Below are 16,205 nucleotides of genomic sequence, written 5' to 3'. Positions count from 1 at the left end.
CGTGCCGGTAGGAGCGAACTTGTTCGCGAGATTGGGCGGCAGGCGACGTTTATCTATCGGCTGCACCCTTTTTCGCGAACAAGTTCGCTCCTACCTGACTGGATCTATCCAGATCAGCGAGGCAAACCGGCCGTTGCGGGCGCTCTGGCGGTAGGAATAGAAACGAGGATCAGTGAAGGTATCGAAGCCACCGCCATAAACAGCAGTGATTCCGTGGGCCGCCAGTCGCAAGCGAGCCAGGGCATAGATGTCGGCCATGAAACGGCCAGGATTTTTGCTGGGTATAAAAGCGGCGTCAGTTTGTGGATGCGTGCTGATAAAAGCATCACGAACTTCCCCACCCACTTCGAAGGACGGTTGGCCGATAGCAGGGCCAAGCCAGACCATGATGTCCTCAGGGGCCACTTGCAGACTGTCGGCAGCCGCCTCCAGCACACCGGCGGCCAGACCACGCCAACCGGCGTGAGCAGCCGCGACACGCGTACCGGCCCGGTCACAGAAAAGAGCAGGCAGGCAATCGGCGGTCATAATGGTACAGGCAATGCCCGGCGTTGCAGTCCAGCTGGCGTCAGCCTCGACCACTTGGGTCGGGTCAGCCTCAGCAACCACCACGCCATGCACTTGCTTGAGCCAGGCAGCCTGAATCTTTAGCTCCGAGGTCAGACGCAGGCGATTGGCAGCGACGGCTTGCGGATCATCATCAACATGATCGCCCAGATTGAAACTGTCGAACGGCGCCAGACTGACGCCGCCGTTACGGGTTGTGATGCAGGACTTGATTCCCGCAGGCGCGGGCCAGTCGGGAATCAGCCAGTCACTCACCCGATGAACGCCTCGCGATCCTGCTTGAGCAGCGACAGCAACCAGACGAAATCGTCAGGCAGCGGCGATTCCCAGCTCATGCGTTTACCGGTGGTCGGATGATCCAACTCCAGGAAACGCGCATGAAGCGCCTGACGCGGGAAGGTTTTCAGCGAGTCGACCATGGTCACACTGGCGGCTGGCGGAATGCGGAAACGACCGCCGTAAGCCTGATCACCCACCAACGGGTAGTTGATATGGGCCATGTGCACACGAATCTGGTGGGTACGACCGGTTTCCAGCTTGACCCGCACATGGGTGTGGGAGCGGAAACGCTCAAGCACGCGGTAGTGACTCACCGCCTGCTTGCCGCCTTCCATGACCGCCATGCGCTGACGTTGCTGACCGTGACGGCCAATCGGCGCGTCGATCTTGCCACCGGCCGTGACAACACCGATCACGATGCACTCGTAAATGCGGCTCACGGTACGGCTTTGCAGTTGGGTAACGAGCTGGGTCTGTGCCTGAATCGTCTTGGCGACCACCATCAGACCGGTGGTGTCCTTGTCGAGACGGTGCACGATACCGGCGCGCGGCACATTGATAATGTCCGGCACGTGGTGCAGCAAGGCATTGAGCAGCGTGCCGTCGGCGTGACCGGCAGCGGGATGCACCACCAGACCGGCAGGCTTGTTGATGACCAGGATCTGATCGTCTTCATAGACGATATCGAGTTCGATGTCCTGAGCGAGCCATTCTCCCTGGGCCTCCTGCTCTGCAATCAATTGCAGGACAGCACCACCGTGTACGATGTCACGGGGGCGCAGTACGCCTCCGTCAACCGTCAGACGGCCGTCCTTGATCCAGGCAGAAAGGCGCGAGCGAGAGTGCTCAGCGAATAATTGTGCAGCGACTTGATCGAGGCGTTGACCGCCCAATTCGGACGGCACCTCTGCGCGAAGTTCTATATTTTCGGACATGGCCAGACTAGGTGGCGGCTAGCCTTTGGTTTCGGCAGCGCGCTTGTGGTTAAATACGGCGTCTTTTGCCCCGGGGGTTCCGCGGGGTGCTCATCATAACAGGACGGTCACGCCCAAGACAGCGACCGTTATAGGGACGCAAGCCGCCATGCAAGTGAAACACCTGCTGCTGATAGCCATCCTCGCACTCACCGCTGCCTGCTCGTCGAAGGAAGTGATTGACGAAAACCTGAGCGAAGTCGAGCTGTACCAGCAGGCGCAGGCCGACCTGGGTAACAACAGCTATTCGACTGCCACAGAAAAGCTCAAGGCGCTGGAGTCGCGTTATCCATTCGGTCGCTATGCTGATCAGGCACAGCTCGAACTGATTTACGCGAACTACAAGAACGGTGAGCCGGAAGCCGCGAAATCCGCTGCTGAACGCTTCATCCGCCTGCACCCGCAGCACCCTAACGTCGACTACGCCTATTACATGAAAGGCCTGACTTCGTTCGACCAGGACGTTGGCCTGCTGGCGCGCTTCCTGCCGCTGGACCAGACCAAACGTGACCCGGGTGCCGCTCGTGACTCATTCAACGAGTTCGCGCAACTGACCAGTCGCTACCCGAACAGCCGCTATTCGCCGGATGCCAAGCAGCGCATGATTTATCTGCGCAACCTGCTGGCCTCCTACGAAATTCACGTTGCCGACTATTACCTGACTCGTCAGGCCTATGTCGCTGCCGCCAACCGTGGCCGTTACGTGATCGAAAACTTCCAGGAAACCCCATCCGTGGGTGACGGCCTGGCCGTGATGGTCGAGTCCTATCAGCGTCTGCATCTGGACGATCTGGCGGCCACCAGCCTGGAAGTGCTCAAGGCCAACTACCCGAACCATCCACAACTGGTTGACGGTCAGTTCGTACCGCGCGAAGCCGAAGCGGACAACCGCTCGTGGCTGTCCAAGGCGACCTTGGGCCTGATCGAAAGCAATCCGCCGCTGCCGCCGGGTGAAACCCGCGCCAACCAGGACGTGATCAAGCAGTACGAAGACGCCAAGCAAGCCATCCCGCGTGAGCTGCTGCCGGAAAATCAGGAAGAGCTCGACGAGCAGGAACGCGAAGCGAAAGGCGAAAAAGACCGCTCGTGGTTCAGCTACATGACGTTTGGTATGTTTGACTGATACCAGCGTTAACAAGAAAGAGGCCTGCGGGCCTCTTTTTTTGCGCCCCGATGTTGAGTGTTCTGTAGGAGTTCACCCCGGTGTCCCTAACACTACGCTGTCGCGCAGCAAACATGTGACCTGGAGCTGCCGAAGGCTGCGATGGCGGTGTGTCCGGAGAAACGCTTCGCAGCCTTCGGCAGCTCCTACAGAAAATGCATTCCCATTGAAGGATTACAGTCTGATGGAGAATGACCAACTTGCAGGAGAGACGACTTCCCGGCTAAAGCCAGTCCTGCGGGCTGAAGCTATTCCAATAGCCTCTGCTTCGCTACACTGCCAAATCTCCAATCACTAAGCTGGAAATCATGATTCGCTTAATTATGTGGGTCGCGCTGATCGCGGCGGTTGTGTGGTTCGTCAAGCGTCTGCTCAACCCGCCTGCCCCACGTCGCAAAGCTCCGCCCCCTGAAGGTGTGGCAGCACCCATGGTGCGTTGCGCTCAATGCGGTGTGCATTTGCCTCAGGACCGCGCCATCAATCAGGGCCAGCAATGGTATTGCAGCGAGGCACATCGCCTGGAAGGGCCGGCGACTCGCGATCGCTGAGCTGCGTCGGTTCTGAAGGAGTGATCGTGTTCACGAGGCCTTTTGCCTGACACACTGCTTCGCGAACACGTTCACTCCTACAGCAGCCCGGCCACCCGACCGCCAGGCGCATAGGGTGCCGCATCAATCACCGGCTTACGCCCAACCAGCAGATCCGCCAGCAACTGGCAGGACGCGGGCGCCAACACCAGGCCGTTACGGTAATGGCCACAGTTGAGCCACAGACCTTCAAAACCCTGCACGGGACCAATATAGGGAATGCCCTCAGGCGAGCCCGGACGCAGGCCAGCCCAGTGACCGACCACCTGAGCGTCAGCCAACGCGGGAAGCAGCTCCACCGCAGAAGCCTTGAGGCTTTCAAGCGCTACATCGGTAGGGGTTTTGTCGAAGCCCTCGTGCTCTAGGGTACTCCCCACGAGAATATGCCCGTCACGCCGAGGGATCGCATATCGCCCTTTGGCCAGCACCATACTCGGTAGAAAATCCGAAGCGCACTTATACAAAATCATCTGGCCTTTGACCGGCTCTACCGGCAATTCAAGGCCAAGTGTCTTGAGCAACTCTCCGCTCCAGGCACCTGCTGCAAGAACCACCTGATCGCCCAGAATATCCCCGGATGAAGTGCTCACGCCCAACACCCGATCACCTGCACGGACAAAGCCAGTGACTGCACATTGCTCATGGACAGTGACATTAGGCAGCGCCAGTAACGCCGCTTTCAGGGATTTGACCAATCGCGGATTGCGCACGTTGGCGACGTTGGCCATGTAAACAGCACGCTTGTAGCCCTCGCCTAACACAGGCACAGCGTCGTGAACCGCCGAGATATCCACAGCGCTGAGCGGTCGCGCCTCTCGGGCTGCCCACTCCAGAGCTTGCTGTTCGTCATCCAGATCCAGCCAATACAAACCGGTGGTATGCACTTCGGGATCGACCCCGGTCTGTGCAAACAGACGCTCCGCCAGTTGTGGATAGAAATCCTGCGACCAGTGCGCCAATGCTGTGACTGCGGGGCTATAGCGCCACGGGTAGAGCGGGGAAACAATGCCACCGCCCGCCCACGACGCTTCTTGCCCGACACCGGAACGGTCCACAAGAATGACCTGATCAACTTCGGATGCGAGGTTGAAAGCGGTCAACAAACCGATCACACCACCGCCAACAATCACAACCTGCTGCCTGGACATCTTGTTCTCGTTAAAAAGAATTGGGGGATCAGCGGCCCCAGCAATCCTTGCTCGCAAGACCCGTTGAGTTACTGATAGCACCGGTATTGGTAATGATGAAATTACCGCATTTGTCACCGTTCATCATCGAGCCGGCGATTGGGGTCGCGGTCAGGGTAAAAGCCTGCGGATCCCGCTTCGGATCAATTGTGTAATAAGCGTTACCCTGCGAAAGCACCAGGTTCACGGCCGCATTCCCTCCCGCCGCCGCTACGTTGGAGTACTGGCCATTGCGGGAATAGAAACGCTCCAGCGCCTGAACCTGCTCATTCAACAAGCTGGCAATTTCCGCCCTGTGGGTACGCCTGACGTATTCCGTATAGCTGGGATACGCGATGGCCGCCAGAATACCCACAATCGCTACGACAATCATGAGTTCGATCAAGGTAAAGCCTGTTGATCTGCTTCGCATACACCGTATTCCTTACTGTATTTGCCGCCACATGATGCGCTGATAAATGTTGGCAGGGCCGCCTTTTTCCTGCAACGAGGTAGCTTGGCCGCCACTCGAATCGATCAGGTACTTGGTGTCATCGCGGCCGGAAGTGCCCGAAACAATTGCAGCCAGGTTCGGGATGCCCGTACCAATGCCAATACCGGCAACTATTGTATCGGCGGAGTCGATCCTGCCATCGCCGTTGGTATCCAGGACCTGATAATTGAGCATGCCCCCCTTGGCTGCATCCAGCTCGAACAGACGCCCGATGCCGGTACTTTCACAAGGGTCGCTGGAGTTCACCGCCGCCGTTGTGAATATTATCCGGCCACGGCTGGTTTGCGCCGGGTAGATGATACGCTCACCCACGTAGGGATCCGTGGTGGACAAGGTCATGTACCAGCCTTTTCTAAGGGTCCAGTCCACATCGTTATTGGACGTCGTGAAGTAAGTCGCACCATTCCCCGTGATTGTGCCGGTAATGTTTTGCGGTTGCAGATTGTTCTGGACGTACCCGCCAGTAGCCGCATCCCCATCCCATATTGCGTAAAACGCTTGCTGGCTGTTAGTCGTCTTGTCAGTGATTTCGCTGAACTTGCCAGTGCCGAAATAAACCATCTTGCCGTTGAGAGGATGATCCAGCAGCAACGGCTGAGCGGTAATAGGTTGCGGGGTGTTATCCGGTGCAGTGGCCGTAAACAGTGGCTTGCCGCTGAAGGCCACGCTCCAGTTGGCTGCGGAGGAACTGCTCATGTCGAATTTCCACAAGCGTCCTTTCAAATCCCCCGCATAAGCCGCCTGCACGACGTTTTGCGCATTGACTCGCAGTTTGACGGAAGACAGCCCGTTGTCCGCCAGCTTTGCTGACGCTGGAATAGGGATCTCCCTGATCAGCGCACCGGTATTGGCATTGAGCACGAACAACGACGCGTCGCCGGTAAAACTGCCATAACCATTGCCCATCACTACGATGCTCGTACCATCGGCCATCCGTGCAACGTCAGGTTTGGAGTAGGCGTAACCCAGATTGTTGAAGAGATTGGCAGGCGTCGAAGTATCCGGAGCCTTCACCTCCCAGAGTGCCTGGATCGAGTTATCGCTCTCGAAGAGTTTGATCGCAAAAAAAGCTTTGCCTCCCGCGCCTGTGCCGCCAAACGCAATAGTGCGCCAGGATGTTCCTGCCTGAGTGTCAAAAACCGCAATCTGGCCGTCGACCGTAAATTTATGAGTGCCGGAGCCATAGGTTGTTGAGGCAATGGTCGCCAGCGAAGCCAACGAAGTAGAAGGCATGTACGCATAGCGTCGCGCCCCGTTATCGGGGTTGATGACGTTGAAGAACCCGTCGTTGGCGTTAACCAGCAGGTTGTAATTCATATTCGACGCTTTTCTCGTCAAATAAGTCGAATACGTCGTGTTGCCCGCCATATCAGCAGAAGTCTTGTCGGTTGGCAGCGCCGGGATCAAAGGCGAGTTGATAATATCGCCCAGCAGAATCGTGCGGGCACGCAGCCTTGCATTGGCGGTGCCTTTGCTCCAGTTCACGACTTGCGCGCCGGTAACTCCGCTAGGCAAGTTGGTCAACGTGGCGTCGAACGCAGTTTTCTGGGCGCCGGTCAGGTTGTTGTAATCGAGAACCATCTTGGCGCCTGACACGGTATTCCAGGATTCGAAAAGCGGGCCGGGAGACGAGCTGGTAATCAGGCTGTCTGTATTCCATAAAGCAGTGCTCAACGCGCCGGTTGTGGCATTGAGATTGAATGCTTTGAGCGTGCCGTGCCAGTCCTTGGGGTCGTACATCGTCTGGTAGAAGCGCGTACCGCTGCTCAAAGTGGCCGAGTTGGTCGCCCCGCCGCCACCCGATCCGGCCTTGGCATAAATATCACCCAATGCCAGATTCAATGCAGCGGTTAGTCCGGCACTGTCACCGGTCTGGTAATACTTGCCGCGACCATGGCTGTCATCTGCGGCATCAATCAGCATCTGATCCGATGACGTCGTGAAGCCAATGGTGTAAGTACTCATGTTTTGTACGTTGAAACCTGTGGTGTCCCAGCTTTTGCCCGTCAGATCGTTTCCAGCTTTGCGCATATCAATGTCGTAAGCAAACCGGGCCAGATCATCCAGATAAAGCGTGTCGCCCTCATCATCGCCGCCTGCACTGTTGCTGGTGATCGGGTTGGTGCCATCGTTGGCGACGTTGTCCCAGTTAGGTAGAGAGCGGGAGGTATCAGCAACGTCATCCGGATCATTACTGGGAAAAGTTCTGTCATACGTGGGTAAACCATCGGTGATGACGACCCCGTAGTTCTTTTGACACCGGTATTGAATCGGGCTGGTGTAAGTTGTCTGCTGGCGCGGGGAATAGGACGTCATCCCGCGAAAATAGCGGGTTATCTCATAGTAGGTTTCAGCCAGTGGCGTATTGGCTGTAGGCACCAGCGCTGTAATAGCATTCTTCAAATTAGTGATATTTATATTGGCTTGTGCCTGATTGACACCATTCGGCTGATAAGTCGTTGCTGTCACCGGTGAAAGGTCATTGATCACCCTCGAAATGCGACCGCCAGGGCCTCGGTCGCCGCCGTCGATGGGTTCATTGAACTGTGCGAGGCCGATACGCAGCGAAGTATTGTTGGTTACTAGATTGGTTGCGACGGATCTGGCAACATTCATCCGATAGTCATTGGGAATGCTGCCATCGGTATAGTCTTTGTAATAAATCGTCACGAGCCCGATACCAATAAGAGACACTCTGACAGGCCGAACGGAATCAATTAACCACGACAAATAGTTTGCGGTGTAACGAGTGCGGCCGTTACCCGCTGGGTCCGGCAAATCCAGGCAATAAGTGGTGCCAGTGCGGCGAACAGGCACACCGCCAAGCAGGCAATTCAGTGAAATCCCCAAGAGAACGCCGCTACTGTTGATATCTCCCAGAGTTAATGTCTCATCTCCCGAAATCGTGGTCTCGAAGGGACATATGACGATGGCCCCAGTGATATCCACGCATTGAGTTGAAAAATAGCTGACGTCTGTACGTTTTACCCGGGAATCAAAGGACGACGACCAAATAATGTTGTACATACTCCCCGAGTTATCCACCAACAACATCAGGTTCGGCGGCACAGCCGGAGAGCTGAGCAACGGCACTTGCGCGGGAGTAAATGCATAAGCGGGGGCTGTCAGGTACAACGCCAGTAATGCACCGTAGAGGTACTTCAGTAAACGGCCCGACGACTTAACAAAAGGCATAAATGCTCTCCAATACCGTTCTCGACGCCCCTTGATAAAAGATGCTTGCTGTCACGCGATAAAGCGTGAAGGAGCTACTGGCCGAACAGCTAGGAGGCGTATTCATTGGAGTGGCTGTAGTGCCAAGGTTCTGTATCAAATAAAAGCCGTCTCCTTCCGCAATCCACGGGACCCCGGCAGAACTGTTGCCTGCCCGGATCACAGTTGTCGAATCATTTGGCGGGGCGCAACTGATGTCATCGGTGCAAGGAGCCAAGGTATACCCGGCCTGCTGAATTCTCGACTCGCCACGTCTCAATATCGCTTCTGCGGCCTGAAAAGACAGATTGCGCAAGCTCACGCTGCCCGCCATTTTTTCCTGCAACGTCGCGTTCTGCATTGACGAAACACCGACCAGCGTCAATAGCAGTAAAAAGACCAGGCTGAGTAACAGCACCATGCCTTTCTGTTGCCGGGGAAATGCTGATGGGGCAACAAGTAATCTTCTTTTCATGGCAATCCTCATCAGAACCGGTTACGCAAAGCGGCAACGACGTTGTAGGTTTGGTTGCGCACTTTGCCTGTCGGATCAGATAACGTCAGGCTCAAACGCACACTGCGAATATTGGATGCCAAGGCGGTACTGTTAATAACACCGGTATAGGACATCGGCGACCCGGCTATACCAAAGTCGACGGTGAATCTACTGACGTTACTTATCAATGGTTGTGCTGCATCGTTACCATTGCCGACTTTCACCTTAAGATCACTTCCACTCAGGATGTAAGTGATCTTGCGGATGGGGAAACTGGTTTCGCCAGCGTTTGCTGCCCGTACCCCGTTATAGAGCCGGGAGGTTGTCTTGCAATTCGAGAGAACAGTCCAGGTAGGCGCGCCACCCGATGTACCAACGTCAGCGGTGATCAGCGTCAGCGTGTTGGTGGCGTTATCCCAAAGAATCGGATTATTAAGTTCGTCAGGCTTTGCGATTGCAGGGGCGATGACAGGCGTATCAAACCTCAGACAGCCGTACATTCCGGTCATACGGATTTCCTGCATCATTTTGCTGAGAGCAAAGCGCGCATCTTCCTGCATCCGTGCAGCAGCGTTCTGAGACTGATACGTACCTTTGGAAGCGATGAAAATCTGCACGATCCCCATACTGACAATCAAACCAAGCACCAGCGCGACCATGATCTCGACCAGGCCAAAACCCCGGGCTATGTTCTTCATTGGGCCACCACATCATCGACACCAATACGCGAGGTCAGAACAAACTGTCGCGCATTGGTCGCGCTAGCGGTTTTACCCAAACCGGTATCGCTCGCGGCCGCTGCCCGGGTGTCATCCCAAGTGATGGTAATAGTCACAACCCGCTTGTCGATCACGACACTGCTGGCCGCGCCCGCCGCGCCCGCAAATGCTGTGATATTGCTACTGAAGTCAAACTTGTCTTGAGCAACTGCATCATTAGGGTTAGCCGCAGAGGGCGCACCGGCCAGCGATGCCAGGCCGTAGCTGGCCAAAACAGTGGAGCCACTGTTAGTCGCATTGCCATCCATGTTCGCCCGAATACGATCCATCATGTCATAGGCAATGAAGCTCGCCTGACTGGTCATGGCCGAGCTGTCGGTGTACCTAAGGGCGTTCAATTGAATGGCCGCAGCCCCCAAGAGGCCAATGCCCAATATCAACACCGACACCAACACCTCGATCAGCGTCATGCCAACCTGACGGCTCTTTCGTCCCTTACCCATCGCAATTCCCACTCGAAACAATTCGGCCGTTCAAGCATACATACACAGTCTTGGTGATAGTCGTGCCTAGTGTGTAAGTCATTGCAACCGCCGTGGCCGGAGCCGAAAGGCCGCCGAGGTTATTGAACTCGATCAGGTTGACATTGGGGACCGCGAGCCCGGCGCCACTGCTCATCGGCGCAGTCACACGCAAAGCGGCACCGGTTACATTGGAAGACGGAACCACCTTGAGCGCAGTATTCCAGCCTGCACCGTCGACGCTGGGCCGCACCTGAACATTCACTCCACGGTTTATCGCCTCAAGCCGCGCAAAGTTGAGGGCGCGCTGAAGATCACTGATTTCGGTATCGGCTTTTGAGTTCTGTATCGAGCTATTGAAACTGGGAATGGCGATAACCGCGAGTATCCCAACCAACGACACAGTGATTAACAATTCGACGAGGGTGAACCCCTTGGATCGCTGGGTCATTGAGTGTCTCCTAGACGTTACGACTATAGGACAGCATCCCCGCCCGAAACTGTAAACAAGGATGTACGGTAGTTTGACAGGGACGAATGCCCGCATGGCATTCAAATGAGAATTTCCAGGGAGGGAAATGTATGAAACACGCAGGTTTCACGATCATTGAGCTGGCAGTGACGATGCTGCTCATCGGAATAGTTGTCACCCTCACCGCTCCGGCTTTCAGCGAATTCCTGATGAGCCAGCGCCGCATTGATGCCGCGCAACAACTGGCCAGCGGGATACGCACAGCACGCACGGAAGCGATTTTACGAAGTCAGTCCGTGGTGATCCGGGCGATTGATGAGGATTGGAGCAAGGGCTGGCAGATCGTAGCGGACCCGAAAGGCAGTGAAGATGATCTGGTGCTGACGGAGCGCACTCGAAGCGGGAAAGTGCCGATTTTTGGAAATTTTCATTTCGTCAGGCAAATTCGCTTTAACGCGCTGGGTGTTCCAGCAGGTAATGGCTTTGTTGCAGGAAAGTTGTTCATTTGCGACGCGAAAGAAGCGGTCAGCCACCACGCGGTGGTGATGGCCAAAACCGGCAGGGTCCAAATTGAGAGTGGAACGAAGCCGGAAGAGCTTTGCGGTTAAGTCATCTGAATCGGGTCCTACAGACTTCCACCTGCAAACGCATTTTCCGTAGGAGCTGCCGAAGGCTGCGAGGCATTTAACCTGACATACAGCGATCGCAGCCTTCGGCAGCTCCTACAGAGTGTGTTTGCCAGATTACAACAACGACTTGACCCGCAGTTCCTTGGGCATCGAGAAGGTCACGTTCTCTTCGCGGCCAGCCAGCTCGTCAGCACCGGTCGCGCCCCAGGCGTGCAGTTGTTGAATCACGCCACGCACCAGCACTTCCGGCGCGGAGGCACCTGCGGTGATGCCGATGCGCCCGACGCCATCGAACCACGCGCGTTGCATGTCTTCAGCGCCATCGATCAGATAGGCCGGGGTTGCCATGCGCTCGGCCAGCTCACGCAGCCGGTTCGAGTTCGAGCTGTTCGGACTGCCAACCACCAATACCACGTCGCACTCGTCGGCCAACTGCTTGACCGCATCCTGCCGGTTTTGCGTGGCGTAGCAGATGTCATCCTTGCGCGGCCCACCAATCGCCGGGAATCGCGTGCGCAGAGCATCAATAACGCGGCTGGTGTCGTCCATGGACAACGTAGTCTGGGTCACGAACGCCAACGCTTCAGGATTACGCACCTGCAGGTTGGCGACGTCCTCTTCATCCTCGACCAGATAGATCGCACCACCGTTGCTTGCATCGTACTGCCCCATGGTGCCTTCAACTTCCGGATGCCCCTGGTGGCCGATCAGAATGCATTCGCGACCGTCGCGGCTATAACGTGCGACTTCGATGTGAACCTTGGTCACCAGCGGACAGGTCGCATCGAACACTTTCAGGCCACGACCCGACGCTTCAGTACGTACGGCTTGCGAAACGCCATGGGCACTGAAGATCACGATCACGTCGTCAGGTACTTGATCCAGCTCTTCGACGAAGATCGCGCCACGAGCGCGCAGGTCTTCGACAACGAATTTGTTATGAACCACTTCATGGCGCACATAGATCGGCGGGCCAAACACTTCCAGGGCGCGATTGACGATTTCGATCGCACGATCCACTCCAGCGCAGAAGCCGCGGGGGTTGGCGAGTTTGATTTGCATGGGGGGCCTCGTGTCTACGTGCGAAACAGCCCGGCCGTAGCAGGCCGGGCTCAGGTTCAAGCGTGCTTAAAGCGCCTTGACCTCGAAGATTTCCACTTCGAAGCTCAGGGTCTTGCCCGCCAGCGGGTGATTGAAGTCGATGGTCACTTGCGCGTCATCGAAAGCTTTCACCACACCCGGCAGCTCAGTATTGGCCGCATCATTGAAGATCACCAGCAAGCCTTCCGACAGCTCCATGTCCTGGAACTGCGAACGCGGGATGATCTGTACGTTTTGCGGGTTCGGCTGACCAAAGGCATTTTCCGGCAGAACCTGCACAGTGCGCTTGTCTCCAGCCTTGAAACCGAACAGCGCCGCTTCAAAACCAGGCAGCAGGTTGCCGTCACCCACCTTGAACGTGGCCGGAGCCTTGTCAAAGGTGCTGTCGACTGTCTCGCCGTTCTCCAGGCGCAAAGCAAAATGCAGAGTGACTTCCGTGTTCTGACCGATGCGTTGCTCGGTCAATAACTGTTCAGTCATTAACGGTTTCTCCGGTTTTTTTGCTCTTGAACATGTCCAGCGCCAGCATGATCGCACCAACAGTAATTGCGCTGTCAGCGATATTGAATGCCGGGAAGCCGTGCTCTTTCCAATGAACAAAAATGAAATCGATGACGTGACCGATAGCGACACGGTCGTACAAGTTGCCGAGCGCGCCGCCCAGTATCAATGCCAGAGCAATGGCCAGCCAGGTGTCATCACGCCCTAAACGCTTGAGCCAGACCACCAGCACCACACTGACCACGACAGCGATCAGGGCGAACAGCCAGCGTTGCCAGCCCGAGCTGTCGGCCAGGAAGCTGAACGCCGCGCCAGTGTTGTAAGCAAGCATCCAGCTGAAGTAGTCAGGGATGATCACGATTTGCTCGTACAACTCCAGGCGGTGCTCGAAGTAGTACTTGGTGGCCTGGTCAACGACCAGGACCAACAGGCTCAACCAGAGCCAGGCCAAACGTCCATAACCTGTATTAGGCATAGTGACGAACCTCGCCTGCACCGCTGATATTGTCTACGCAACGGCCGCAGATTTCCGGGTGCTCAGGGTTCACACCCACGTCAGCACGGTGATGCCAGCAACGGGCGCACTTGGCATGACCGGACTTGACCACCTTGAGCTTCAGACCCGCCACTTCGGTCACTACCGCATCGGCTGGAGCATCGAGCAATGGCGCGACGCTGGCCGTGGAGGTGATCAGCACAAAGCGCAGTTCGTTGCTCAGTTTCGACAGGTCCGCGACCAGTGCGTCTTCAGCATACAGAGTCACTTCGGCCTGCAGGTTGCCGCCAATCGCCTTGGCTGCACGCAGGTTTTCCATTTCCTTGTTGACCGCGACCTTCACTGCCATGATCCGCTCCCAATAGGCGCGGTCCAGCTCGAAGTCAGCCGGCATTTCACTCAGCCCCTGGTACCAGGTGTTGAGCATGACCGATTCGTTACGCTCGCCCGGCAGGAACTGCCACAGCTCGTCGGCAGTGAATGCCAGGATCGGCGCGATCCAGCGCACCAGCGCTTCGGAGATATGGAACAGCGCGGTCTGGCAGGAACGACGTGCAGTGCTGTCAGCGGCCGTGGTGTATTGGCGGTCCTTGATGATGTCCAGATAGAAACCACCCAACTCCTGCACGCAGAAGTTGTGGATCTTGGAATACACGTTCCAGAAACGGTATTCGCCGTAATGCTCTTCCAGCTCGCGTTGCAGCAGCAAGGCCCGGTCTACCGCCCAGCGATCCAGCGCCAGCATTTCTTCCGGCGGCAGGATATCGGTCGCCGGATTGAAACCGCTCAGGTTAGAGAGCAGGAAGCGGGCAGTGTTGCGGATACGGCGGTAGGCATCAGCGCTGCGTTGCAGGATCTGATCGGAAACAGCCATTTCGCCAGAGTAGTCGGTCGCCGACACCCACAGACGCATGATGTCTGCGCCCAGCGAATCGTTGACCTTCTGCGGTGCCACTACGTTGTTCAGCGACTTTGACATCTTGCGACCGTTTTCGTCGACGACGAAGCCGTGGGTCAGCAACTCGCGGTACGGCGCGTGGTCGTCCAGCATGCAGCCGGTCAACAACGACGAATGGAACCAGCCACGGTGTTGGTCGGAACCTTCAAGGTACAGGTCGGCGCGTGGACCGGTCTCATGACCCATCGGGTGTGAACCGCGCAGCACGTGCCAATGCGTAGTACCGGAGTCGAACCAGACGTCCAGCGTGTCGGAAATCTTGTCGTACTTCGACGCTTCGTCACCCAGCAGCTCGGCGGCGTCCAGCTTGAACCAGGCTTCGATCCCTTCTTTCTCGACGCGTTGGGCGACTTCTTCCATCAACTCAACGGTACGCGGGTGAAGATCACCGCTTTCCTTGTGCAGGAAGAACGGGATCGGCACGCCCCAGTTACGCTGACGCGAAATGCACCAGTCAGGACGGTTGGCGATCATTGAGTGCAGGCGCGCCTGACCCCATGCCGGAACGAACTGAGTGTCTTCGATAGCCTTTACCGCGCGCTCACGCAGGGTGTCACCGGACTCAGGCTGTTTGTCCATACCCACGAACCACTGCGCGGTAGCGCGATAGATCAGCGGCGACTTGTGACGCCAGCAGTGCATGTAGCTGTGGGTGATGGTTTCGGTGTCCATCAGGCTGCCGACTTCGGCCAGCTTGTCGATGATCGCCTGGTTCGCCTTGAAGATGAACTGGCCACCGAAGAACTCCAGCGACTCAACATAAACACCGTTGCTTTGCACCGGGCTGATGATGTCATCGTTGGTCAAACCATAACTTTTGCTGATCACGAAGTCGTCGACGCCATAAGCAGGCGAGCAGTGAACGACGCCAGTACCAGCGCCCAGCTCGACGTAATCAGCCAGGTAGACTGGCGAAAGGCGGTCGTAGAATGGGTGACGGAAATTGATCAACTCCAGCGCAGCACCGCTCGCAGTGGCGATCACCGAGCCTTCTAGCTTGTAACGGGTCAGGCAGCTTTCAACCAGCTCTGCGGCCAGCACCAGCAGCCTGTCGCCAACATCAACCAGCGCGTATTCGAACTCGGGATGAACGTTCAGCGCCTGGTTGGCCGGGATGGTCCACGGGGTGGTGGTCCAGATCACGATGGCCGCAGGTTTGCTCAATGCATCCAGACCGAATGCCTTGGCCAGCTTCTCTTCGTCAGCGATCGGGAACGCCACGTCGATGGTCGAGGATTTTTTGTCCTGATATTCGACTTCTGCTTCAGCCAGAGCCGAACCGCAGTCGAAGCACCAGTTCACGGGCTTGAGGCCCTTGAACACGAAGCCACCTTTGACCATTTCCGCCAGCGCCCGGATTTCGCCGGCTTCGTTGGTGAAGTTCATGGTCAGGTAAGGATTGCTCCAGTCGCCCAGAACACCCAGACGGATAAATTCGGATTTTTGCCCCTCAATCTGCTCGGAAGCATAAGCGCGGCACAGCTCGCGAGTCTTGTCCGCAGACAGATTCTTGCCGTGAGTCACTTCAACCTTGTGCTCGATCGGCAGACCGTGGCAGTCCCAACCCGGAACATAAGGCGCGTCGAAACCCGAAAGCGTTTTCGAGCGCAGGATCATGTCCTTGAGAATCTTGTTAACGGCGTGACCGATATGAATAGAGCCGTTGGCGTAAGGAGGACCGTCGTGCAGAACGAACTTCGGACGATCCTTGCCAATTTCGCGCAGCTTCTGGTACAGGCCAATGCTGTCCCAGCGCTGCAGAGTTTGCGGCTCGCGCTGGGGCAGGCCGGCCTTCATTGGGAAGGCGGTGTCCGGAAGGTTTAGCGTGGCTTTGTAGTCGGTCATTTCAG

General features: G+C 56.6%; 16 protein-coding genes. 3 read left to right on the top strand and 13 right to left on the bottom strand.

What is annotated here, in order from left to right; translation table 11 throughout:
• Positions 1 to 90: 90 nt before the first annotated feature.
• Positions 91 to 822 (bottom strand): peptidoglycan editing factor PgeF, encoded by a 732-nt coding sequence (gene pgeF, locus K3169_RS04595; protein ID WP_263270277.1) that lies wholly within the window; start codon positions 820 to 822, stop codon positions 91 to 93.
• Entirely contained in the window at positions 819 to 1,781 is a 963-nt protein-coding gene (rluD, locus tag K3169_RS04590) for a 23S rRNA pseudouridine(1911/1915/1917) synthase RluD (protein WP_087272735.1), read from the bottom strand. Before rluD ends, pgeF begins: the two co-directional genes overlap by 4 nt.
• A 148-nt stretch (positions 1,782 to 1,929) precedes the next feature.
• Between rluD and K3169_RS04585 the strand changes: the two genes are divergently transcribed.
• Both K3169_RS04585 and K3169_RS04580 read left to right on the top strand, forming a co-directional pair.
• Entirely contained in the window at positions 1,930 to 2,943 is a 1,014-nt protein-coding gene (locus K3169_RS04585; protein WP_027899727.1) for an outer membrane protein assembly factor BamD, read from the top strand.
• Positions 2,944 to 3,290: 347 nt separating this feature from the next.
• The gene (locus K3169_RS04580) at positions 3,291 to 3,530 is read left to right on the top strand and encodes a PP0621 family protein (protein ID WP_263270275.1); all 240 of its coding nucleotides are present in this window, start codon (positions 3,291 to 3,293) and stop codon (positions 3,528 to 3,530) included.
• A gap of 77 nt (positions 3,531 to 3,607) precedes the next feature.
• Here the strand turns inward: K3169_RS04580 and thiO are convergent, their stop codons facing one another.
• The 7 genes from thiO to K3169_RS04545 are packed head-to-tail and all read right to left on the bottom strand — an operon-like array spanning position 3,608 to position 10,649.
• On the bottom strand, positions 3,608 to 4,717 hold the full coding sequence (gene thiO / locus K3169_RS04575) for a glycine oxidase ThiO (RefSeq protein WP_263270274.1): 1,110 nt from the start codon (positions 4,715 to 4,717) through the stop codon (positions 3,608 to 3,610).
• Between the two features lie 28 nt (positions 4,718 to 4,745).
• Positions 4,746 to 5,168 (bottom strand): type IV pilin protein, encoded by a 423-nt coding sequence (locus K3169_RS04570; RefSeq protein ID WP_122807588.1) that lies wholly within the window; start codon positions 5,166 to 5,168, stop codon positions 4,746 to 4,748.
• 12 nt (positions 5,169 to 5,180) lie between these two features.
• Positions 5,181 to 8,444, bottom strand: coding sequence for a pilus assembly protein (locus tag K3169_RS04565; protein ID WP_263270273.1), 3,264 nt, complete (start codon positions 8,442 to 8,444; stop codon positions 5,181 to 5,183).
• Positions 8,431 to 8,937 carry a PilX N-terminal domain-containing pilus assembly protein gene (locus K3169_RS04560; protein ID WP_241151312.1) on the bottom strand — a complete coding sequence of 169 codons (507 nt, stop codon included), beginning with the start codon at positions 8,935 to 8,937 and terminating at the stop codon, positions 8,431 to 8,433. Before K3169_RS04560 ends, K3169_RS04565 begins: the two co-directional genes overlap by 14 nt.
• Before the next feature lie 11 nt (positions 8,938 to 8,948).
• Positions 8,949 to 9,656, bottom strand: a complete 708-nt coding sequence (locus K3169_RS04555; RefSeq protein WP_263270271.1) for a PilW family protein — start codon at positions 9,654 to 9,656, stop codon at positions 8,949 to 8,951.
• Positions 9,653 to 10,180 carry a type IV pilus modification protein PilV gene (pilV, locus tag K3169_RS04550; protein ID WP_231677345.1) on the bottom strand — a complete coding sequence of 176 codons (528 nt, stop codon included), beginning with the start codon at positions 10,178 to 10,180 and terminating at the stop codon, positions 9,653 to 9,655. Before pilV ends, K3169_RS04555 begins: the two co-directional genes overlap by 4 nt.
• Complete coding sequence (locus tag K3169_RS04545; protein ID WP_263270269.1) at positions 10,173 to 10,649, bottom strand: GspH/FimT family pseudopilin; 477 nt, start codon at positions 10,647 to 10,649, stop codon at positions 10,173 to 10,175. Before K3169_RS04545 ends, pilV begins: the two co-directional genes overlap by 8 nt.
• A gap of 131 nt (positions 10,650 to 10,780) precedes the next feature.
• Here K3169_RS04545 and K3169_RS04540 point away from each other — a divergent pair, with 131 nt between their 5' ends.
• Positions 10,781 to 11,278, top strand: coding sequence for a GspH/FimT family protein (locus K3169_RS04540; RefSeq protein ID WP_263270267.1), 498 nt, complete (start codon positions 10,781 to 10,783; stop codon positions 11,276 to 11,278).
• Between the two features lie 135 nt (positions 11,279 to 11,413).
• On the opposite strand, the gene ispH is transcribed toward K3169_RS04540, so the two are convergent.
• The 4 genes from ispH to ileS form a co-directional block, all read right to left on the bottom strand.
• Positions 11,414 to 12,361: a 4-hydroxy-3-methylbut-2-enyl diphosphate reductase gene (gene ispH / locus K3169_RS04535; RefSeq protein ID WP_027899717.1), complete on the bottom strand. Its 948-nt coding sequence runs from the start codon at positions 12,359 to 12,361 to the stop codon at positions 11,414 to 11,416.
• 66 nt (positions 12,362 to 12,427) lie between these two features.
• Entirely contained in the window at positions 12,428 to 12,880 is a 453-nt protein-coding gene (locus K3169_RS04530) for a peptidylprolyl isomerase (protein ID WP_027899716.1), read from the bottom strand.
• Positions 12,873 to 13,376 (bottom strand): signal peptidase II, encoded by a 504-nt coding sequence (gene lspA / locus K3169_RS04525; RefSeq protein ID WP_027899715.1) that lies wholly within the window; start codon positions 13,374 to 13,376, stop codon positions 12,873 to 12,875. The genes K3169_RS04530 and lspA overlap by 8 nt, the downstream gene beginning before the upstream one ends.
• Complete coding sequence (ileS, locus tag K3169_RS04520; protein WP_263270264.1) at positions 13,369 to 16,200, bottom strand: isoleucine--tRNA ligase; 2,832 nt, start codon at positions 16,198 to 16,200, stop codon at positions 13,369 to 13,371. The genes lspA and ileS overlap by 8 nt, the downstream gene beginning before the upstream one ends.
• Positions 16,201 to 16,205 lie beyond the last annotated feature (5 nt).

This window comes from Pseudomonas phytophila (assembly GCF_025643095.1).
Lineage (GTDB): Bacteria > Pseudomonadota > Gammaproteobacteria > Pseudomonadales > Pseudomonadaceae > Aquipseudomonas > Aquipseudomonas quasicaspiana.
Note: the sequence above shows the minus strand (reverse complement) of the source record. Positions and strands in the feature narration are given on the sequence as shown.

Excerpts from the sequence above, each read along its gene's own strand:
- K3169_RS04565 (WP_263270273.1), bottom strand. The coding sequence starts at position 8,444 with ATGCCTTTTGTTAAGTCGTCGGGCCGTTTACTGAAGTACCTCTACGGT.
- K3169_RS04585 (WP_027899727.1), top strand. The coding sequence starts at position 1,930 with ATGCAAGTGAAACACCTGCTGCTGATAGCCATCCTCGCACTCACCGCT.
- K3169_RS04580 (WP_263270275.1), top strand. The coding sequence starts at position 3,291 with ATGATTCGCTTAATTATGTGGGTCGCGCTGATCGCGGCGGTTGTGTGG.
- K3169_RS04560 (WP_241151312.1), bottom strand. The coding sequence starts at position 8,937 with ATGAAAAGAAGATTACTTGTTGCCCCATCAGCATTTCCCCGGCAACAG.
- lspA (WP_027899715.1), bottom strand. The coding sequence starts at position 13,376 with ATGCCTAATACAGGTTATGGACGTTTGGCCTGGCTCTGGTTGAGCCTG.
- K3169_RS04530 (WP_027899716.1), bottom strand. The coding sequence starts at position 12,880 with ATGACTGAACAGTTATTGACCGAGCAACGCATCGGTCAGAACACGGAA.
- ileS (WP_263270264.1), bottom strand. The coding sequence starts at position 16,200 with ATGACCGACTACAAAGCCACGCTAAACCTTCCGGACACCGCCTTCCCA.
- K3169_RS04555 (WP_263270271.1), bottom strand. The coding sequence starts at position 9,656 with ATGAAGAACATAGCCCGGGGTTTTGGCCTGGTCGAGATCATGGTCGCG.
- ispH (WP_027899717.1), bottom strand. The coding sequence starts at position 12,361 with ATGCAAATCAAACTCGCCAACCCCCGCGGCTTCTGCGCTGGAGTGGAT.
- thiO (WP_263270274.1), bottom strand. The coding sequence starts at position 4,717 with ATGTCCAGGCAGCAGGTTGTGATTGTTGGCGGTGGTGTGATCGGTTTG.
- pilV (WP_231677345.1), bottom strand. The coding sequence starts at position 10,180 with ATGGGTAAGGGACGAAAGAGCCGTCAGGTTGGCATGACGCTGATCGAG.
- K3169_RS04540 (WP_263270267.1), top strand. The coding sequence starts at position 10,781 with ATGAAACACGCAGGTTTCACGATCATTGAGCTGGCAGTGACGATGCTG.
- rluD (WP_087272735.1), bottom strand. The coding sequence starts at position 1,781 with ATGTCCGAAAATATAGAACTTCGCGCAGAGGTGCCGTCCGAATTGGGC.
- K3169_RS04545 (WP_263270269.1), bottom strand. The coding sequence starts at position 10,649 with ATGACCCAGCGATCCAAGGGGTTCACCCTCGTCGAATTGTTAATCACT.
- K3169_RS04570 (WP_122807588.1), bottom strand. The coding sequence starts at position 5,168 with ATGCGAAGCAGATCAACAGGCTTTACCTTGATCGAACTCATGATTGTC.